This is a genomic window from Hyphococcus sp. D3-15, assembly GCF_055809375.1.
Map to the genome: position 1 here is coordinate 100125 of NZ_CM147910.1, position 19467 is coordinate 119591.

Below are 19467 nucleotides of genomic sequence, written 5' to 3' on the forward strand. Positions count from 1 at the left end.
GGACTAAACCTTAATCTGCGTCATCTTTTTCATCACAAAGATGCCTGTCGACATCCAGATGCCGGCGCCGATGAGAATGAAATTGCCGACTCGCGTGTTGAACAACGGCGCCAGATAGTCCGGTGAGGACAATTGCACCGCGCCTGCAACGAGGAAGGGCAGCGAGCCAATAATGTAAGCGGACGCTTTCGCTTCAGACGACAGAGCGGCGACCTTGCCCTCCATCAGTTTGCGAGCGCGCAACACGCCGCCAAGGTTGCCAAGAGCTTCCGCAAGGTTACCGCCGGTCTTTTGCTGGATCATCAAAACAATGCCGAAGAAGTTCACTTCCTGAAGCGGCATGCGCTCATACATGCGCTCAAGCGCCTGCTCCATGGAAAGGCCGACACGAATGCCCTCAACCAGCATGTGGAACTCGTCGCAAACCGGGCGCGGCGCTTCACGCGCAATAATTTTGAGACATTCGTTGACCGGCAAACCGGTTTTCACGCCGCGTACAATAACGTCAATGGCGCCTGAAAATTCGCTGGTGAATTTTTTCTGGCGGCGTGCGCGCAGAAAGTTCAGCACCCAGCGCGGGAAGCCGAAACCGCCCACCAGGAAGAGCAGGCCACTGATCCACGGTTGCTGTCCTGAGACGATGCCAATCAGACCAAAGACAATAGAGATTACGACCGAGCCGATATAGAACTGCTTCGGCTTGATCGGCAGACCAGCCTGCTCAAGCATCTGGTCCATCGACTGACGTCGTTTTTTCTTCAGATTTTTCGTTTTGTCGTCGAGCGCCGCAAGCGAATCGGCAAGCTTTCTGCGACGTTCTTTGTTCTGCGCTTCAGCGTTGCCGCCGCCGCGCTTCACGGCTTTCGCCGCTTTCATTTCATCAACGCGCTTCTTCGTCTTGTCGCGCTGATTGGGCGCAAGAAGAACGAAAGCGAGCGCGCCTAAGCAGACGACCCCAAGAACCAGAACAATGAGGACCTGCTGATCCATGAACGCCCTCTCTTAATCTGCAGCGGCGTCGAGCGCCGAAGCAAGCTCGGCTTCTTTGCCGTAATACCGAGCGCGATCCCAAAAAGACGGGCGCGCAATACCAGTGGATTTGTGCTTGCCGACAATCTTGCCGTCATCATCCTCGCCATCCATGTCGTAGATGAAGAGGTCCTGCGTGATGATCGTATCGCCTTCCGTGCCGAGCACTTCGGTGACATGGGTGATGCGGCGCGAACCGTCGCGCAAACGCGCAGCCTGTACGATCACATCGATCGAACCAACGATCATTTCCTTGATCGTTTTCGACGGCAGGTTATAGCCGCCCATGGTGATCATGGATTCAATACGCTGCAAGGCTTCGCGCGGGCTGTTGGCGTGGAGCGTGCCCATCGATCCGTCGTGACCGGTGTTCATGGCCTGAAGCAAATCGAAAGCTTCCGGGCCACGAACCTCGCCGACGATGATCCGTTCAGGACGCATACGCAGACAGTTTTTAACAAGGTCGCGCATCGTCACTTCGCCCTGACCTTCAAGGTTCGGCGGACGCGTTTCGAGACGCACAACATGCGGCTGCTGTAGCTGGAGTTCCGCGGCGTCCTCGCAAGTGATGACGCGCTCATCATGTTCGATGAAACCGGTGAGACAGTTGAGCAGCGTCGTCTTACCAGAACCGGTACCGCCGGAGATCAGCGTGTTGATCCGGCAATAGCCGACAATTTCGAGCACCTTCGCGCCTTCCGGCGAAATCGACCCGAAATTGACAAGGTCCTGAATGCGGAGCTTGTCCTTCTTAAACTTACGAATGGTGAGCGCTGCGCCGTCAATCGAAAGCGGGGGCGCGATGACGTTCACACGAGACCCGTCCGGCAAACGCGCGTCGCATATGGGGCTGGATCTCGTCGACGCGGCGGCCGACCTGGGACACGATACGCTGACAGATGTTCATCAGCTGCGCGTTGTCGCGGAACCGCACATTGGTCAGCTGGATCTTGCCGCCGACCTCAATAAAGACGCGGCTGGCGCCATTGACCATGATATCAGCGATGTCATCGCGAGCGAGCAAAGGCTCAAGCGGACCATAGCCGAGAACGTCGTTGCAGATATCCTGAAGCAGCGCTTCCTGCTCAGAGATCGACATCTGCACGTTTTTGATCGAGATAATCTCGTTGACGATGTCGCGAATTTCTTCCGCCGCCGCTTCCGTGTCGAGCTGTGCAAGCTGCGACAAGTCGATCGTGTCGATCAGCGCGTTGAAAATCGTGGTTTTCGTCTGAAAATATTCGTCCGAGCGGCCGCCAATCTCAACCGTTTCCGGCGCTTTGCCGGCAGCGGAGGCTACGCGCGGCGGCGCCGGCGGCGTGGCTTTCGCCTTCGCTTCCGGTTTCGCAGCTTTCACCTGTTTTGGCGCAGCAGGCTTTGCCGCCGCAGGATTAGGCGCTGGCTTTTTGGCAGCCGGCGCCGGCTTTGGCGCCGAATCTACCGGACCTGTTCTGCGTCCGAACATGCGTACCCCTTACCGTTTCTTTTTGAACATGCCGGACAGGCTGAATTTCGGCCGTGCAATATTGGCCTCATTGCGCCCCAGAAGTTGCCCCGAGAGATCACGGATCGACTGGGCGGCTTTTGACTTCGCCCCGACTTCCGTAAGCGGCGCAGCATTGGTCGCCGCCGCGCCGAAGAGTTGCGGATCCCAATTGATGACCTGCGCCGGCGTGATGCCCACATGTTCTGCAAACTGATCTGCTTGCACCGCCGACATTTTCGGATCGAACTGGTTGATGATCAGCGTTGGCGAAGAATCATTCGGACGCGCCGCGCCAAGGATATCGATTAGGTTCTTGGTGTTGCGGAAAGAAGCGAGATCCGGCGTCGCCGTGATGACGATTTCATCCGCTGTCATCAAGATGCGCTTGGCCCAAGATGTCCACAAATGCGGCACGTCGACGATGATGGTCGGCGCTGTTCCGCGCACAACGTCGAGCACGGTTTCAAACGCCTGATCATCAAGGTCAAAGTCGCGATCAAGCATGGATGGAGCCGTGAAAAGGCTCAGCCGGTCCGTATGCTTTTGCAGCAGGCGGTCCAGCAACACATCATCCAGTCGCTCTGGCGAGCTGAGCGCTTCCACCAGGCCGGCGGACGCTTCCTGATCAAAGTCGAGGCTCGCCGTGCCGAAGGGCAAGTCGAGGTCGAGAATGACCGTGTCGCTCTTGAATTCCTCAGCCGTGCACCAGCCCACATTATGCGCAATGGTGGATGACCCGACGCCGCCGCGGGCGCCGACAAAGGCCATGGTCTTGCCGATCGGCGGCGCAGACGGATCGACATAAAGATCCGCGACCGTTTTGATGATCTGCAGCGGCGAATGCGGGCGAACAATATATTCGCTGACGCCCTGACGGATCAGCTCGCGATAGAGAATGATGTCGTTGACCTGGCCGATGATGACGACCTTGGTCGACGGATCGCAAACCTCGGCCAGCTCTCCAAGCTTGGCGAAAATTTCCGCCGCGCCAGCCATGGTTTCCAGAATAATCAGGTTCGGCGTCGACGCGGTCTGGAAGTGATCCACCGCCTTGGCGATGCCGCCCATATGAATAGTGAGATGCGCTTTGGCGAGGCGGCGGTCTACCGACGCCTTTTCCAGCAATTCAGTCACGCCAGGCGTTTCACAAAATGCGTGGATCGAAATTCTCGGAACCGGACGGTGATCGACTTCCTCGTCAGTGATCTCCGAGATGTCGCCGCCATAATTATCCGTTGTGTCAGGCACATTGGCCGACGCGCCGCCGGAGACAGCCGCAGCGGCCGTTACAAGCGCACCATGCGATGCAGCCTCGTCCGCCTCTTCTTCTTCGAGCGCGGTTTCGCCAGCAGGCTCTTCGAAGTCGTCTTCAAACGCCCCCTCGATCGCCGCGACGCTTTCATCAACCGGCGCTGAACCCAATTCGTCGATATCATCCTCGAACGCAGCTTCAAGATCAGCTTCCAGCGCGTCATCGCCAGCGAATTCTTCCGCATTGAAGTCTTCGTCAGCAAAGGCGTCCTCGCCGAAATCTTCTTCACCGAGAGCGGCGAGTTCTTCGTCCGAAAGCTCTTCGTCCAGCCACGCGTCGTCGCCGAAGGCGTCGTCGAGATTGTCTTCAAACGCAGAATCAATCGCACCGGATTTTGCCGGAGCGCCGCCCGCCGGACCGCCGTCAGCACCAAGGCTGGCAGCCCCCTCAGCTACGCCTTCTTCATCCTCAGCCGGCTGATAGACGTTTTCAGCAGCGTTTTTCATCATAATCTCCCTCAAGCATCCCCATTTTCGAGTTCGCTTGCACTAGTTCCCAGCAGTCGCCGCGTTAATTGTCGAATCGATCGCAGATGCAGTGACTTCACCCGCGCGATAAAGTTCAACGGCGCGCGCAACAGCCTGACCGTCGCGCGGATCCTCATCAGACGGCGCCACAAGGTCATGCGGATCGGCAACCATCGCCGCCAAATTATTCATTGTCGCGCAACCCATATTCGGTGTTCTGAGATTGCGATATTCGCGTGCGCGCATGCCGCTCCAGACGCCGCATGGGCTTGCCGTCGCCACATAGCGTGTGAACGACAGAATAATTTCATTGTCCGCATTGCCGGTGCGATAGGTGGCGCCATGAATAGAAGACCAGGGAACGCCCGCATTGTTGAGCGCCTGGCGAATATCCGCAGACGCCTCATGACCGTCATGGTCATTGCCAGCGCCAGAAGGCCCGGTGACCGTCAGCGGCCCGTGACCATTGTTCATATAAGAGTCGGCGAAAGCGCGTAGGCGCGCCTTGTCGACATTGGAGAGATCTGTGGTTGTCTCATCCGCCCGGATTGTCAGCGTAACCACTTGCCCATCAACCGCGATCGGATGCGTCTCAGCGACAGTCGCCGAATGCGCTTCTCCATTCGTAAACCCATGCGAGCAACCAGCGGCGGTAAGCGCAAAGGCGGAAAGAAGCGTGATTTTGAAAATTGACGTTGTCATGACTTGCTTCCCATTAATCCAGAATGAAACCCATTGGGCCCTGCAGCGAGGCGGTGTTCACACCAGCGCCCGCCAATCCGTAGGTCGCGACAATTCTTCCCAGAAGGATCGTCTCTGCATCGCTCGCCGGGGCAAAGCCTTCCGACGGATCAATCAGATTGGATCTCGTGAGTCGAATTGACGAGGTAAGGCGTCACAATGATGACCAGTTCGGTCTCGTTGTTGGTGTAGTTGCGGCTGCGGAACAGCTGTCCGAGCACCGGCACGTCCTTGACGCCCGGAATGCCTTCGATGGTCGAGCGCATATCTTCCTGCAGCAGGCCAGCCATAACCAGGCTGCCGCCGGATGGAAGTTCAACCACTGTGTTGGCGCGACGCACCGACAGACCGGGAATTGAAAGGCCCGCCGTCGAAACCAGATTGCCGTCGCCATCCACAGTCGTCGCGCCCGGTACGAAGAACGCATTCTCAGTGGTGATCTCCGACACTTCGGTGTTGATCTTCAGATTGATACGACCCTTGCTCAGCACCAAAGGCGAGAAGCCGAGGCCGACACCGAACTCCTTAAATTCGATCGAGATGACGCCGTCATCCTGACCGACAGGCACCGGAAACTCACCACCAGCAAGGAAGCGAGCGGATTCACCGGAAATCGCCGTCAGGTTCGGCTCCGCGAGAACGCGCACCAGACCATTCGACTCAAACGCCTGAAAGCTGGCATTGAGATTCTGCAGAGTGCCGCCGGGGTTCGGACGCGACCCAGAGAGACCGACGCCGCCATTGGTGGCGATCGCGTTCTGCGCCGCAAAGGTGAATGCGGAGTTGGAAATCGGAATAGAGCCGCTCACCGCAACGCCGAGCTGTTTCAGCAGTTGGCGCTGCATTTCAACGATGCGGACCTTCAACATAACCTGGCCCGGATCGCGAACAGTCAGCATATTGATGACTTGCTCCGGATTGCCGACAAAACGTCCGGCAAGGTCAGAAGCATTCGCGGCTTCGGCGGCTGACTGAACCACGCCCTTGAGCACGACATTATCGTTCACCGCATCGATTTCGATGCGCGAATCCGGCATGACGCGGCTCAGCAACTCAGCCAGGGCATCCATGTCGCGTTCGACGACGATCTCGAGGTTGAGAATCTGGCGACCGCGCGAGTCGAAGAAAAATGCGTTTGTCTGGCCGGTCGTGAGACCAAGCAGATATACCCGGCGCGGAGAGCGCACGACCGCATCGACAACCGACGGTGCAGAAACCAGCACATCGGACGCCGCTTGCGGAAGCTCAACGATCGCCGCTTTGTTCAACGGCAACACAATGCTTTTTGAAACGGCGCTATTGCCGCCGTAATCAATCCGCACAGGCTGTGAACCGCGCTGCGCAGAAGCAGGCGCCAAAAGGCCAAATGCGGCGACACCGGCCAACGCGACAAATAACGGTTTCAACATGCTCGCTCCCGTGGGGTTCGCGGATTTTGGAAGGATTTGCATTTCAACCCCCTGGTCAAACTCTTTGTTACGAACGCCCATAACGGATCACACTTACATTGGATGAACGCCGCTCTGTCGTTTCAAGCTCATTCTCCGGTTTGAAAATACTGCGCAGAACGAGGCTCAACGTGCCGGACTCGCGCGCCGAGATGAATGCCTGCGCATCAGACGGCGCAAGCTCCAGCGTTACATTTGATCCGGCGACATGCGCCGTGCCGCTATTTTCAGAAAACAGCGTGTCAACGGCGAGAACGCGAACTTCTTTGAAGATGGTGCGCGCGGAGCCTTTGCCCGAGCGACCGCCGGTAAACATGATGTCGACCTTGTCGCCCGGAAGGATAAATCCGCCGGAAGAAGTTTCAGCGGAAACCTTGAGTGTGACAGCGCGCATACCCGGGGCGATGATCGCCGCCATCAAGCTCGATGAACCGGCCTGAACGACTTTGGCGTTTACAATCGGTTCGCCGGTCACGATCAGCGAACGCGCCACTGCGCTTTCGAGTTCATCGCGCGCTTGCGAATTTTCATCTGTGATAAAGGTCGGCTGCACCGCTTTTTTCGGCCAGGCGATCCAGTTCGTGTCTTCGAGCGTCAGACGCTCTCCACGCTGAATATCCCGGGTCGAGATAAGCACGCGAACGGTTTCTTCCTTGACGGGCTCAACGATCTGAACAGGACCAACATCCTTGTTCTGGCTGAGCATCAAGAAAAATGCGGCAGCGCCGGCGACCAGCGCGATACCCAAAATTGCTATACGACTAACGTTCATTTCGACCCTGCCTATCTATTACGCTACGCATACAGAACGCCTTACATTCTATAGTGCGCGAAACTCCTCAAAACTCTGTTAACTGGTTTTGTTAACCGCCAATGACCAATTGGAAGTATGGCGTTTGTGAAAAGCTAAGAAGTGCGCCTGCTGCAATCGCCACGGCGTATGGCAAATCTTTCTTCCGCTCATGCAAGCGGATCAACCATGGCGCATGCGCGTAAACGGGGAGCACGGGTAGCTTCCGGAACATGCCCATTGCGATGGCGAGTAACAGACCGGCGATAGCCGTATTGAAGAGGAAAATTCCAAGGCTGCCGAGGCCAAGCCAGGGCGCGGTCGCAGCGAACAATTTTGCATCGCCGCCGCCAACGATTTTCGCAGCGAACAGACAAAACCCTATCGTCAGGGCTGCAGCGCCGATTAGCGCGCCTTCCATCATTACGTGAGGCCCGGCGCCAACCGCGATTCCCGCAAGCGGATAGGTGCAGACCAGAATGATCGACAGCCAGTTTGGGATCTTAAATTCGTAAATGTCATTGGCAGCCGCAATCAGCAGGGCCGCCGGAAACACCGATAAAAGAAGGTATGCGATCACGCCCTGCTCTCCAGGCAAATTCACGAGCAGCCTAGCGTAAGCCTTCTTAATGCTTCGTTAGATATAAACAAAAAAGGAGACCGAGAGGTCTCCTTTTCCGTAAACAATACGCTTCGGCGGCCAAGTGAGCCGCGTAGCGTTATTATTCGCCGAGTTCGGTATTGATGTTGTCGAAAGTCTCAGAAAGGCTGCCGCCAACTGCGCGAACGGCAGCGATAATGGCAACGGCAATGAGTGCGGCAATCAGGCCATATTCGATGGCCGTCGCGCCGGATTCGTCTTTCTTGAAACGATTAAAAAGAGTTTTCATGTGTCGACTCCTGCTTACTCTTCACTTGCACCGCTGAAGAAGAATTCCCCCTTCAGTCTCGTCCATATTGCCCAACAGGCGTAAAGAAAAAATGAATATGAATGCTTTTTATGTCTGTATGCGGATTATAGTTAAATGCGGTTAACCAAGCCGCAAACCCGCATGCCGCCTAGCGCGCGAGCTGATTCAGCCTGGACATATCGTTTACAATAAGCCCAGGATAATCGCGTTGCGCGACGCCTTCTTGAATTAATGCAGCGACGGCGGCGGCGGCGGCGGTCTCATCTGACCCCGCACGATCCGCCAATTCGCGGTGCTTCGGCATTTTCTCGATCCGCCACAATCCGCTGATCGGATCGCGCGCAACACATTCAATCAGGGCTGCATAAATACGTTGCTCCGGCGCGGCCTGCGGGGTGACCGCACGATAGCGCTGCACCACGAGCAAATCCGCAAGGTAGATAGCGACATTGCGCATCAAAGACGGGCGCCCGGCGGCAAGCGATTTAAATTCCGCCGCATCCAGCACGACCAGCTCACAATCTGACTCGGCGTTTACGGCGATCTGCTGGAAAAGCTCAGAGTCCGGCTCGGCGAGCGCAATCTCAAGCCCGAAAATGCCGCTCTCATGTACATTGTCGATCATCATGGCGCCGGTTTCACCATCTGCAATCGAAACCCGCAAAGCGCCGGAAAGGACGACAAGAAACTCGCCCCCATCATACTGGCCAAGAGAAAACACGGTTTGCCCGGCGCCATAGGTACGGCGCTCGCTGTGCTCGCACAGCAGTGATAAAACCGTTTCCGGCAAATCCTGAAAAGGAACGATCTTCGCCAGCATCTCGACAAGGCCGTCGGCCGCCGAAACGATTTCAACTGGGGCTGCAGTCATGACATACTCCACCGGTCAGGACGCAATAACACCCGCGATTTAAGGTCCGGTAAAATTTGCCGAGTAAAACTATCGCTCTAGCCGCGCATGATGGGCGAAATGCTGCGCACCTCTTTAAGCCTTCTTTGACTCCTCGCCGCTAGGGTAAAGGGATTGTTTTCACGAAGGATGATCCCATGCGCAGGATTTTCGCCGCCGCCGCCATTTTCGCCGCCATGACCCAAGGCGCAGCCGCTGAGCAATTGTGGCTGACCATGGATCAGGTGCGCCCGTTCAAACTGGAAGCGCCAGCGCAGTCCATCGTCGTCGGCAATCCGGCGATCGCCGATGTGACCATCCAGGACAACACCAATCTTCTTCTTTTCGGGAAAGCGCCTGGCCTGACCAATATCTATGTGTTCGATGAGAACGGCGACGCGGCAAGAAATCTCACCATCCGCGTCCGCACGCCAAGCTCAGACATGCTGACCGTGCATCGCGGCGCAGCGCGCACGACATATAATTGCACGACCAATTGCGAAGCGACGGTCACAGTGGGCGATGACCTGACCACATTCGCCGGCGTTTCCACACAGGTGAACGCAAAATACAACCAGGCGACAACCCTTGGTTCTGAATCAGGCAGCGGCGGCGACAACAACAACTAGCCCCGGCGCGCACAAAACGCCGCCGGCAAGTTAAGCCGCGGCGTTTACTCCGCCTCAAAATTATAAATCTGCGGCCGCTCCTGCTGACGCAAATTAATGCGGCACCAGACGTCAATGTCGCGCGCAGTGCGTTCATTGGGTTGGGTCTTTTCCGACAGGACAATATTGGCGATGAGCCGCGTGGCTCCATCGCCGCGGCGTCCGACCACGATGCGGCAGTCTTTCACATGGGGATGGCTGCGCATGGTCTCCGCCACAGCATCCGGAAACACGTTCACGGCGCCGATCTGAATGGCGCCGTCACGCCGCCCGCCAAGTGTGAAACTGCGCTCGCCGGACCAGGAAAGGTCATCCATCGCATCAATATGGCGCGCATCGCCTTCCGGACTGATCCGAAACAAATCTCCATTGTCTCGTCGCCAATGGTCAAACAGGACGAACGCCTCGCCGGGAGAATCACGCCAGGCGATCAGCCCGGTCTCCGTCGACCCATATAATTCGCGCAGCACGCCAAAGCCGCTCTTGCGCATATCCGCAGCAAGATCGGGCGTCATCGGCTCGCCAAAGGAGACCGCAAGCGTGTTGTCCGGCGCCTGGAGTTTTTCCTGCATCATATAGCGCCAAAGCGTCGGGGTCGCGACCAGCACATCCCCGAATAACAGGTTTTTCGACAATGCGTCCGGCGTCATTCCGCGCGCATCAACGGATTCGATGCACAACAGATTCGGCGTCAAAATAGACAGTTCAAGCCCCAACAGGCTGTGCGGCGCCACAAAAGACAAAAGCCGTCGGCGTCCATAGAGGACATTCGCCGCCGCCGCTGCATCCTGAAAAATTTCATCCGCGCGATGAACATGCGCAAGATCGTGATCGCCGCGCGCCGCTGGTTTGAATGTGAACGCCGTCAGGTTTTCTTTCAGCGCAAGCGCGATATCGCGCGCCCAGTCAGCAATTTTTTCCGCCGGTCGTGCGATCAGAAAATCCGGATCAAGCCCGAACTGCGTTGCCGCCCGGCGCGCGCAGGCGACCCGTTCCTCGCCGTCAACGGACATGCCGCCCCGCCCCAGCGCCGTGTCCTGCGTCCAGCTAGCGATGGTGAGAAAATCCACATGCCGGTTAAAGCGCCGGGACAACTCATCCGCAGCGGCGGCGCCGATGACGCGAGCAATCTGCGCTTCGGTGAGTGAAAACGCCTTCACGACTGCGCCCGCTTATCAAGATCACGCTTCATGGCCTCGCCATAACATGTTTGCAGGCGATCCAGCACCCGACTTGCGCCGCCGCCGCCCTTCAGCGTCGCAGGCCGCGGCCCCATCAGACTATTGGTGAGAAACAGGCTGGCGCCGTCAAGCGCCGCCGCTTCTATCGGCGCTTCCCGCAACTCAATTCCGGCCGCCGGCGCCGCCTCAATGAGGACGCCGCGGACTATGCCCGGCATCGCGCCTTCCACGACAGGCGGTGTCGTCACAACATCTCCCTTGACGACAAAAATATTGGCCGCACTGGCGCAGGCCACACGCCCTGCGCTGTTGAGCATGATGGCGTCGTCCGCATCATTCTCGCCCGCATCGGTCCGCGCCAAAATATTGTCGAGATAGTTGAGGGTTTTCCAGCGCGCGGTAATGCTCAGCTCATTGCGCCTGTGTCGGCTGACAATGAGTTTCAACGGCGCCGAGATGTCGGGCGGCGCATAAGCGCCCAGGGTCATCAATAATGTCGGCGTCAGCGTTCCCTTCTCGACCACCAGTCCGCGCGCGCCTGCGCCACGGGTCACCGTCAGGCGCGCCGACGCCATGCCGCTCGCGGCGCCGTTGCGCTGAGCCAGGTCAGAAATAATCGCGGCGATCTCAGCTTCGTCGATGCGCGCCTCAAATCCGAGCGCTTGCGCGCCTGCTCGCATGCGCTCGAGATGCGCGGATAAAAATGCGGGAACGCCGTCGCGAACCAAAAAGGTCTCGAAAAGCCCGTCCCCAAGCAGCAGCCCGCGATCTGCAATATTGATCGCCCCCGCCCGGGTGTCCTCGTGAAACGCGCCATTCAGCCAAAAGGTCATGGAATTGATCTTCGCCTGCAAAAACTAAGGAAATTTCCGATGATTCGCCGGCCATGCGGCGTCAGAAGCGATTCCGGATGGAATTGCACGCCAAACCAGGGCCGGTCTTCATGCGCGACGCCCATGAGCTCGCCGTCGCCGCTCCAGGCTGTTTCCCGCAAAGGACCGCCCGCCTTGGGCGCCGCGATCAATGAATGATAGCGTCCCGCCATCATCGGCGAGGGAACTCCCTTGAACAGATCCGAACCATCATGACGGACCTCGCTGGCTTCCCCATGCAGGGGAAACACCGCTCGGCGCGTTTCGCCGCCAAAGACTTCAACCAGCCCCTGATGGCCCAGACAGACGCCGAATAATGGCGTCTGCGCATCGAGCCGGCGCATCAGGTCAATTGACACGCCCGATTGCGCCGGAGTTTTCGGCCCGGGCGAGATAATGACGCCATCCGGCTTGAACGCTAGGCAGGCGTCAACATCAACCGCATCATTGCGCAGCAGCGTCGTTTCATGTCCCGCCTCTCGCACATAGCGCGCGAGATTATTCACAAAGGAATCGTAATTATCGATGATGAGGATCACGCGAGCGCCTCATCCGTGACGCCAAGCGCGTTCAAGGCGCCGCGCGCCTTCACCAGGGTTTCATCATATTCGCCTTGCGGATCTGAACGCAAAGTGACGCCGCCGCCGACAGGCAGCGCCGCCCGCGCGCCTTCAACCATCAGTGTGCGGATCGCAACAGAAAAATCAGCGCCGCCGCGATCGTCAAAATATCCAATCGCGCCGCAATAGGGGCCGCGCCCGATCGCCTCCACTCGAGCAATCGCGTGCATCGCCTCGATTTTCGGTGCGCCGGTGATCGAGCCGCAGGGAAAAAGAGCCGCAAAAATGCGCGCCGCACTTGCCTCTTCTCGCAACAAGCCGCTGATCCGAGAGACCAGATGATGCACATTTGCAAGGCTCATCAGCGCGCATACCTCTTCTTCTCGGATTGTGCCGTCACTGCAAATGCGCGACAGATCATTGCGCAAGAGATCGGCGATCATGATGTTCTCCGCGCGATCTTTCGGATCATCCAGCAACGCGCGGGCGAGCGATTCATCCTCCGCCGGCGTTTTCCCGCGCGGGCGCGTGCCCTTGATCGGCTCGGCGACAATCCGGCGCGCGCCAAAAGCGCCCTGCTCAATGCGGAAAAACCGTTCGGGAGAATTCGATACGATCGCGCCCGCATCATATTGCAGAAGGGCGCCGTGAAATGCATCGCTGCCGCCGGCGAGTTCGCGAAAAAGATCGAACGCTGAAATCGGCGCATCCGCTTGCGCAGACAATTGATGCGTCAAATTCGCTTGATAAAAATCGCCGTCGAGAATGTTTTCGATAATTTCACTGACTGCTTCGCGATAACGCGCCGCCGTGAAATTCGACGCAACCTTGAAATTTGAGGCGCGGCGCGCCGGAGCAATCTCATCGCGCCCCAGCGCCGCGCGCAGACGACGGCAGGCTTTCTCGTCGCGCCCGACCAGATAGGCCTTGCGCTGACGCCGCGAGAACAACGCCGCCGCATCATAAAAGCCGAGCGCCACATCAGGCAGCGCAAATGGCGAGGCGGGCATTTTCAGGGAGGGCTCGAAAAACCGCGCCGCCTCATATCCGACAAAACCGAGCGCGCCGGAAACAAAGGGCATGCCGTCAAACTCTTCAGGCTTGGGCAGCACGCGTTCTGCAAGCATCGCATCAAGCGCGGGAAACGGATCGGCGCCATCCTTTTCCGCCTCCAGTAACGCAGAAGGAAACGCCGTGATGACAGACCATTCTGCGCGCGCGGACCGGTCGCCCCCATGCAACAAATGAGCATGAGCCTCGCCCGCCAGCGGCGCGAATGCGCGCATAGGGTCGCGCCAGTCGATTTCCCACAAAATCATGGCGCTTTCCTAGCGCGCATTTTGGAAAAGTGTGAGCGGTTTTCCGTTAAAAATGCGCGCAAACAACGAACTGCGCCCAGACCGCACCCTGTCTGCGCCCGGGGGCGTCGCGGGTGAGCCCTAAATGTTCAGTTCTTACGTCCGCTCGCGCGAAGCTGGCGCAATTGGCGCAAATCAGCCTATTAATGCCGAATAAAATGGAGGCTTTCCCCGATGGCGCAAAGTGGCGGTCAAAATGTTGCGCGGACTTTTTACAGCCTGGCGATCGCCGTGCTTTTCGGCCTGATCATCTATGTGGGACGCGGCGTCCTCATTCCTTTTGTGGTCGCCAGCTTTCTTTGCTTCCTGATCTTTACCTTGAAGGAAAGCGTCCGGCGCATTCCGGTGGTCGGGCAGTATATGCCCGAATGGGTGGGCTATATTTTCTCCTTCATCCTGATTGGCGGCGGCATGGTTCTCTTTGTTGAGATCATCCGGTCCAATGTGGAGACGTTGCTGGATGCCTGGCCAAGCTATGAGTTGCGCCTGCGCAATGTCGGCCAGGAGGTCATCGCATTTTTCCGCACCATCGACTTCCTGCCTCAGGAATTGCTGGGCGGGGTTGAACAAATTCAACGCTCCGCGCTCGACCTCATCAAGCCTTTGCTCTCCAGAGCAGCGGGAAGCCTAAGCTCACTGACGTCAAACTTCCTCACCTTCATCACGGTGTTCTTGTATCTTGTGTTCATGCTGATCGAGCGCGGCCGTATCTTCAAGAAAATCGGCCTGCTTGGGGCTGATGAAGTTCAACGCCACGCCATAAATGAAACCATCTCCGATATCGGCGTCATGGTCCGCCAGTACATCACCGTCAAAACCCTTTCCAACCTTGTCACCGCCAGCATCAGCTATGTGATCATGCTGGTCATCGGCGTGCAATTTGCTGGCTTCTGGGCGCTGCTGATTTTCGTGATGAACTATATTCCGATTTTCGGCGCCGCGTCAGCGATCACGCTCCCGGTCCTGCTGGCTCTGGTGCAACCGGATGGCGGCGGCGGGCGCATGGCGCTGATCACAGCGGTCAGCCTGATTGGGGCGGAGCAAATCATGTCAAACGGCATCGAGCCCCGCATTGTCGGGCGAACGTTGAATTTGAGCCCGCTGGTGGTGCTGTTTTCCCTTAGCATCTGGGGGTCATTCTGGGGCTTTGCCGGACTGTTGCTCAGTGTGCCGATCACCGTGACGGTGATGATCATCCTTTCGCAATTCCGCTCGACAAGGCCTGTCGCGATCATGATGTCTGACAATGGCGATATCGCAGCGATCAAACACGCCCCTGTATCGACGGAAACCGCCTAATTCAGCACTTTTTTCAACTCTTCCGCCAATGTCATCGCCTCTTCCTTGCGCCCGGAGCCGCGCCGCCAGGCGACGCCGATCCGCCGCGAAGGCACAGGGTTTTCGAAAGGAATCGCGCGCAAGCCGGCGCTCTTCGCGAGCCCATCCTTTACCGCCATCTCCGGCAACAGCGTCGCGCCGAGCCCCGATTTCGTCATCTGCGCCAGGGTGAACAGGCTGGTGCCGCCAAAGGACGCCGCTGCATCACGGTCGCGCAACTCGCATGCATCGACTGCGTGTTCGCGCAGGCAATGACCGTCTTCCAGCAACAGTAATTCGCAGCCGCGTATTTCGTCGCGCTTTACAAATTTCTTGTTCGCCAAGGGATGATCCGGCGAACAGGCGAACCAAAAGGGGTCTTCCGCAATTTCGATGGAATCGACGCCGGGCAAGTCGTAAGGGAACGCCAGCACCGCCGCATCGACCAAACCAGCCGCCAGCCGCTCCGCCAGCGTCGCCGTCAGATCTTCGCGCAAATAGAGCTCCAGTTTCGGAAATGCTTTCCTCAGTGCTTTTGACACCCGCGGCAGCACAAATGGCGCGATGGTCGGGATGACGCCCAAGGTGAACGCCCCTTCAAGCGGGCGCCGGCCGCTGGCGGACCGCACAAGATCTTCCGCGCCCGCCAACAACGCCGGCGCGCGGGAAGCGACTTCCTCCCCTGCCGGTGTAAGCGCGAAAGACCGGGTCGAGCGGTCGACCAGTTGCTGCCCCATCAGCGCTTCCATCTCCTTGATCGCCGATGAAAGCGTCGACTGTGACACCAGGCAGTCATCTGCAGCCTTGGAAAAGGAGGCGCGCCGGACCAGGGCCATAAAGAACTGGAGTTGACGGAGGGTCGGCAAGGGCGTCATTTCATTGACCTTTTCGGCTTTGCATAGAAATCGGTTAAATCGATATTATTGAGTAATATAATCTATTTGATTAATTTTCCAAGAGCGTTATCTAACTCTTGCTGGCTCGTTAAAGAGCCCTAGGATTTGAATGAAACCCAAAAAGGAGACACGCATGTTAGGCGTCGGCGATAAGCTTCCCGATTTTTCTGTTGTAGGCGTAAAGCCCGGATTCAACTCCCACGAAGAAAACGGGAAATCTGCGTTTGAGGACATCACGCAGGACAGCTTTTCCGGCAAATGGAAAGTGATCTATTTCTACCCGAAAGATTTCACCTTCATCTGCCCCACCGAGATCGCTGAGTTCGGCCGCCTCACAAAGGAATTCGAAGACCGCGATGCGATCGTCATGGGCGGCAGCACGGACAACGAATTCTGTAAACTCGCCTGGCGCCGCGATCACCCGGATCTCGACAAACTTCCGTCCTGGCAGTTCGCAGACACAACCGGCTCGCTGGTTGACGGTCTTGGCATCCGCGCGCCGGAAGGCGTGGCGCTGCGCGCAACCTTCCTCGTTGACCCGCATAATGTGATCCAGCATGTCACGGTCAACGGCCTGAATGTCGGCCGCAATCCGCAGGAAACCCTGCGTATTCTTGATGGTCTGCAGACGGATGAACTTTGCGCCTGCAACCGCCCGCTCGGCGGCGACACGCTTTAAATCAGACGAAAGAAGGGCGCGCGCGGCTTTCAAAGCGCCGCCGCGCCCTTTTTGCATCCAATGAAAAGGAGAAAACAATGAGCATTGATGCGCTACGCGATCAAATCCCGGATTACGCAAAAGACATTCGCCTGAACCTCGGCACGCTGGCGTCGGAAACCGGCCTTACGGATCAGCAAAAATGGGGTGCATTTCTCGCCTCCGCCCTCGCCGCCGGCAACGCAACCGTAATCAAAGCGGTCGTCGCGGAAGTCGAATCAAAACTCTCGCCAGAAGCGCTCACCGCCGCAAAGGCCGCCGCCGCGATCATGGGCATGAACAATGTCTATTACCGCGCAACGCACCTTATGTCTGCGCCGGAATATGCAACCATGCCGGCCAAGCTGCGGATGAACGTCATCGGCAATCCCGGCGTCGACAAGGTCGACTTTGAACTCTGGTCACTGGCCGTCTCCGCCGTGAATGGTTGCGGCATGTGCCTCGACAGCCATGAGAAAGTCGTGCGCAAGGCCGGGCTCAAGACTGACCAGGTGCAAACAGCGCTGCGCATCGCAGCAGCCGTCAACGCCGCCGCCGCGGTGCTGACCGCGGAATCCGCGCTAGCCTAGAAAGCCCTCCCCCGAAAACAAAGCCGCGCCGGCGCTTTTGCGTCGGCGCGGCTTTCATATGGGCAAACCGTGTTGAGCGTCGCGGCGCCGTCAGCCTTTTTCGCCAGGCTTACGCGGGTCGCCATATCCGAACTCTTCCGCCCAAGGCGCAAGACCATCTAAAACCGGCTCAAGATGGGATCGATATCGCTCCCACCGACCGGAGGCGCGCTTGTAAATCGGTTCGGTCACCTGCGAGTAGCTCGCCGTCGTGATCAATCCGCGCGCCTTCGCCGTCTTGCGATGATCGAATATCTCCGCGTTCTGCTCAAGGCCGAGCCAGTCGAGCAACGGCCCGACCTCTCCGGCGACATCCTCCACCAACCGCTCATAGACAATCGTATGAACATCAATCGGGAGCAAGGCGCGCGACTGTTTCCAGTGACTGAAACAAACATCATAAAACTCGACGGCGTCTTCAAGTCGTAGGAAATTCGACATGGCTGAATTCAGGCGGAAATTGCTCATGAAACAGCTAAGGACAACATCGCAAGGATGGCGCAACGCCAGAATAAATTTCGCGCGCGGGAACAGCCGATGAATGGTCGGCGCGCGATAGAGAAACAGCGGTGATTTGTCGATCAGCAATTTCCCCGGCGCGACCGGCTGGATTTTTTCGACCTCTTCGAAATAGCGCCGGCGCGCCTTTGCAAGTTCGCTTGCGTTAAGCGACGCAAAGGCGGTCAGACCACCAAGCTCTTCCTCAACGATGTTGAGCGGCGGCTGTTCTTCCATCACGACGGCGTCCGGATGCCCCATCAGGATCGTATCGAGCAAGGTTGTGCCGGAACGTGGAAACCCGACAAGAAAGACCGGGTCGTCGCGTCCATCGTCTGCTGCAATATTGTCCCATGAACCGCATAATTCCGGCTTCAGCAAATCAAAACTTGCCCTAAGGTCATCGCGCAGTTTTGCGGCGCGCTCCAGCGGTTCGGTTGGATTATCCACCGCCGCCAGGTCATTCGCGTGAGTGAACGCTGCAAACGCTTCGTCGCTGCGTTTCAAGCGCTCCAATAGCGTCGCTTTTATATGCGCCGCGCGGATGCGCTCTACATCTTCCGGCACGGCCTTCAGGCGCTCAAGGGCTACTTCAAATTCTCCAAGGCGCCGCAGCTCCAACGCCTCGATGAATGCGCAAGGGCCATCGCCAATCCCATTGCGCTTCGCCAACTCGATCAACGGCGCAAATTCATCCTCGCGGTTTGTATGTTCATACTGAATTGCAAGACCGAGATATGCGCCTTGCTCCAACGGGTCGAGTTCGATCGTCCGGCGATAGGCGCGCTCCGCCTCTTGCGTGCGTCGCTCGACGCCATATTCAATCGCGAGTTTCAGCTGATATTCGGCAATGTCCGGCGCGCGCTTGACACATTCTTCAAGCGCAGAGACCGCTTCGCCCTGCCTGAAAAGACTTTTGTCGAGCACATACAGACGATAATGCGGCTGAGGGTCGGCCGGGAATTTTTTCGCCGCCGCTTTTAGCACTTCTTCCGCATCGTCATTGCGGCCCAGGGCGGTATAGGCTGATGCCAGATTCATATGAGTCGGCGCCGCATTCGAATCCAGTTCCAAGGCGCGACGTAAAGCTTCTACTGCGCCTTCGTGATCTCCCATGCCCGATCTTGCGTTGCCGAGATTGTTCAGAATCTCAAAATCATCTGGCTCTTTCGCGAGAACAATTTCGTACGCCTTGACCGCATCGGCAAAGTCTTCGCACTGCTGGGCGAGAAACCCGCGATAGCGCGCGACGCGCAAGCTCTGATCTGACAGTGCGAGCTTTTCCGTCGCAATCGCCAGCGCGTCCGCCTCACGCTTATCCTCCATGAGAATAGCGATAAGATTGCAGGCGATGGTGACGTCATCAGGACGCGCGCTATGGGCGCTGGAAAGATGGTCCGCCGCCTTCTTCCGCTCTCCTGTTCTGGCGAACACCATGCCCAAAAAGCATGGAAAGCGGCCGCATCGCCTTGCCCTGAGCCAAGCCCAAGCTCAGCGAACTCCTGCGCACGGCGCATGTCGCCGCTGCGCGCAGCGTTTACAGCCTGCGCCAAATAATCGGGGGGCGGATTTTGCGATAAAGTCGGTTCGGTCATTTAGTCTCCAGCCTGCGCGGCAGGGGGCTCATTGGCGACCGCCAATGGCGGGAGGAGTTGTCTATCATAGCAACCCGTAAAAAAAACAGAGGACCCCCGAAGGAGTCCTCTGCTCTTGTTCAG

At 57.7% G+C, this 19467-nt stretch carries 18 protein-coding genes and 1 pseudogene; 4 read left to right on the forward strand and 15 right to left on the reverse strand.

Features of this window, described 5'->3' with window-relative positions; genetic code table 11:
• Positions 1-3: 3 nt before the first annotated feature.
• The 9 genes and pseudogenes from AC0L8G_RS00475 to AC0L8G_RS00515 form a co-directional block, all read right to left on the reverse strand.
• Positions 4-990: a type II secretion system F family protein gene (locus tag AC0L8G_RS00475; protein WP_473386031.1), complete on the reverse strand. Its 987-nt coding sequence runs from the start codon at positions 988-990 to the stop codon at positions 4-6.
• 12 nt (positions 991-1002) lie between these two features.
• Positions 1003-2494, reverse strand: a pseudogene (locus AC0L8G_RS00480) (CpaF family protein).
• A gap of 9 nt (positions 2495-2503) precedes the next feature.
• The gene (locus AC0L8G_RS00485; protein ID WP_473386032.1) at positions 2504-4276 is read right to left on the reverse strand and encodes a CpaE/TadZ family protein; all 1773 of its coding nucleotides are present in this window, start codon (positions 4274-4276) and stop codon (positions 2504-2506) included.
• A 39-nt stretch (positions 4277-4315) separates the two neighbouring features.
• Positions 4316-4996, reverse strand: a complete 681-nt coding sequence (locus AC0L8G_RS00490; protein WP_473386033.1) for a CpaD family pilus assembly protein — start codon at positions 4994-4996, stop codon at positions 4316-4318.
• A 149-nt stretch (positions 4997-5145) separates the two neighbouring features.
• Entirely contained in the window at positions 5146-6444 is a 1299-nt protein-coding gene (locus AC0L8G_RS00495; protein ID WP_473386034.1) for a type II and III secretion system protein family protein, read from the reverse strand.
• A 67-nt stretch (positions 6445-6511) separates the two neighbouring features.
• A complete protein-coding gene (gene cpaB, locus AC0L8G_RS00500) occupies positions 6512-7255 on the reverse strand; it encodes a Flp pilus assembly protein CpaB (RefSeq protein ID WP_473386035.1) in 744 nt (247 codons plus the stop codon).
• A 91-nt stretch (positions 7256-7346) separates the two neighbouring features.
• Positions 7347-7853 (reverse strand): A24 family peptidase, encoded by a 507-nt coding sequence (locus tag AC0L8G_RS00505; RefSeq protein WP_473386036.1) that lies wholly within the window; start codon positions 7851-7853, stop codon positions 7347-7349.
• 142 nt (positions 7854-7995) lie between these two features.
• Positions 7996-8163, reverse strand: a complete 168-nt coding sequence (locus AC0L8G_RS00510; RefSeq protein ID WP_473386037.1) for a Flp family type IVb pilin — start codon at positions 8161-8163, stop codon at positions 7996-7998.
• A gap of 169 nt (positions 8164-8332) precedes the next feature.
• Complete coding sequence (locus tag AC0L8G_RS00515; RefSeq protein ID WP_473386038.1) at positions 8333-9055, reverse strand: Crp/Fnr family transcriptional regulator; 723 nt, start codon at positions 9053-9055, stop codon at positions 8333-8335.
• Positions 9056-9231: 176 nt separating this feature from the next.
• Here AC0L8G_RS00515 and AC0L8G_RS00520 point away from each other — a divergent pair, with 176 nt between their 5' ends.
• Entirely contained in the window at positions 9232-9702 is a 471-nt protein-coding gene (locus AC0L8G_RS00520) for a pilus assembly protein N-terminal domain-containing protein (RefSeq protein WP_473386039.1), read from the forward strand.
• A gap of 44 nt (positions 9703-9746) precedes the next feature.
• Here the strand turns inward: AC0L8G_RS00520 and AC0L8G_RS00525 are convergent, their stop codons facing one another.
• Genes AC0L8G_RS00525 through AC0L8G_RS00540 form a run of 4 tightly spaced genes read right to left on the reverse strand, consistent with a single transcriptional unit; the run spans position 9747 to position 13673 of the window.
• On the reverse strand, positions 9747-10901 hold the full coding sequence (locus AC0L8G_RS00525) for an acyl-CoA synthetase family protein (protein WP_473386040.1): 1155 nt from the start codon (positions 10899-10901) through the stop codon (positions 9747-9749).
• On the reverse strand, positions 10898-11755 hold the full coding sequence (locus tag AC0L8G_RS00530) for an aminotransferase class IV (RefSeq protein ID WP_473386041.1): 858 nt from the start codon (positions 11753-11755) through the stop codon (positions 10898-10900). The genes AC0L8G_RS00525 and AC0L8G_RS00530 overlap by 4 nt, the downstream gene beginning before the upstream one ends.
• The gene (locus AC0L8G_RS00535; RefSeq protein WP_473386042.1) at positions 11752-12333 is read right to left on the reverse strand and encodes an anthranilate synthase component II; all 582 of its coding nucleotides are present in this window, start codon (positions 12331-12333) and stop codon (positions 11752-11754) included. The genes AC0L8G_RS00530 and AC0L8G_RS00535 overlap by 4 nt, the downstream gene beginning before the upstream one ends.
• A complete protein-coding gene (locus AC0L8G_RS00540) occupies positions 12330-13673 on the reverse strand; it encodes an anthranilate synthase component I family protein (RefSeq protein ID WP_473386043.1) in 1344 nt (447 codons plus the stop codon). Before AC0L8G_RS00540 ends, AC0L8G_RS00535 begins: the two co-directional genes overlap by 4 nt.
• Positions 13674-13886: 213 nt before the next feature.
• Here AC0L8G_RS00540 and AC0L8G_RS00545 point away from each other — a divergent pair, with 213 nt between their 5' ends.
• On the forward strand, positions 13887-15011 hold the full coding sequence (locus AC0L8G_RS00545; RefSeq protein WP_473386044.1) for an AI-2E family transporter: 1125 nt from the start codon (positions 13887-13889) through the stop codon (positions 15009-15011).
• Here the strand turns inward: AC0L8G_RS00545 and AC0L8G_RS00550 are convergent.
• A complete protein-coding gene (locus AC0L8G_RS00550) occupies positions 15008-15904 on the reverse strand; it encodes a hydrogen peroxide-inducible genes activator (protein ID WP_473386045.1) in 897 nt (298 codons plus the stop codon). The genes AC0L8G_RS00545 and AC0L8G_RS00550 overlap by 4 nt on opposite strands.
• 154 nt (positions 15905-16058) lie before the next feature.
• Here AC0L8G_RS00550 and AC0L8G_RS00555 point away from each other — a divergent pair, with 154 nt between their 5' ends.
• Both AC0L8G_RS00555 and ahpD read left to right on the forward strand, forming a co-directional pair.
• Positions 16059-16604, forward strand: coding sequence for a peroxiredoxin (locus tag AC0L8G_RS00555; RefSeq protein WP_473388920.1), 546 nt, complete (start codon positions 16059-16061; stop codon positions 16602-16604).
• A 77-nt stretch (positions 16605-16681) separates the two neighbouring features.
• Positions 16682-17212, forward strand: coding sequence for an alkylhydroperoxidase, AhpD family (gene ahpD, locus AC0L8G_RS00560; RefSeq protein ID WP_473386046.1), 531 nt, complete (start codon positions 16682-16684; stop codon positions 17210-17212).
• Positions 17213-17302: 90 nt separating this feature from the next.
• Here the strand turns inward: ahpD and AC0L8G_RS00565 are convergent, their stop codons facing one another.
• Positions 17303-19186 carry a sulfotransferase gene (locus AC0L8G_RS00565; RefSeq protein ID WP_473386047.1) on the reverse strand — a complete coding sequence of 628 codons (1884 nt, stop codon included), beginning with the start codon at positions 19184-19186 and terminating at the stop codon, positions 17303-17305.
• Positions 19187-19467 lie beyond the last annotated feature (281 nt).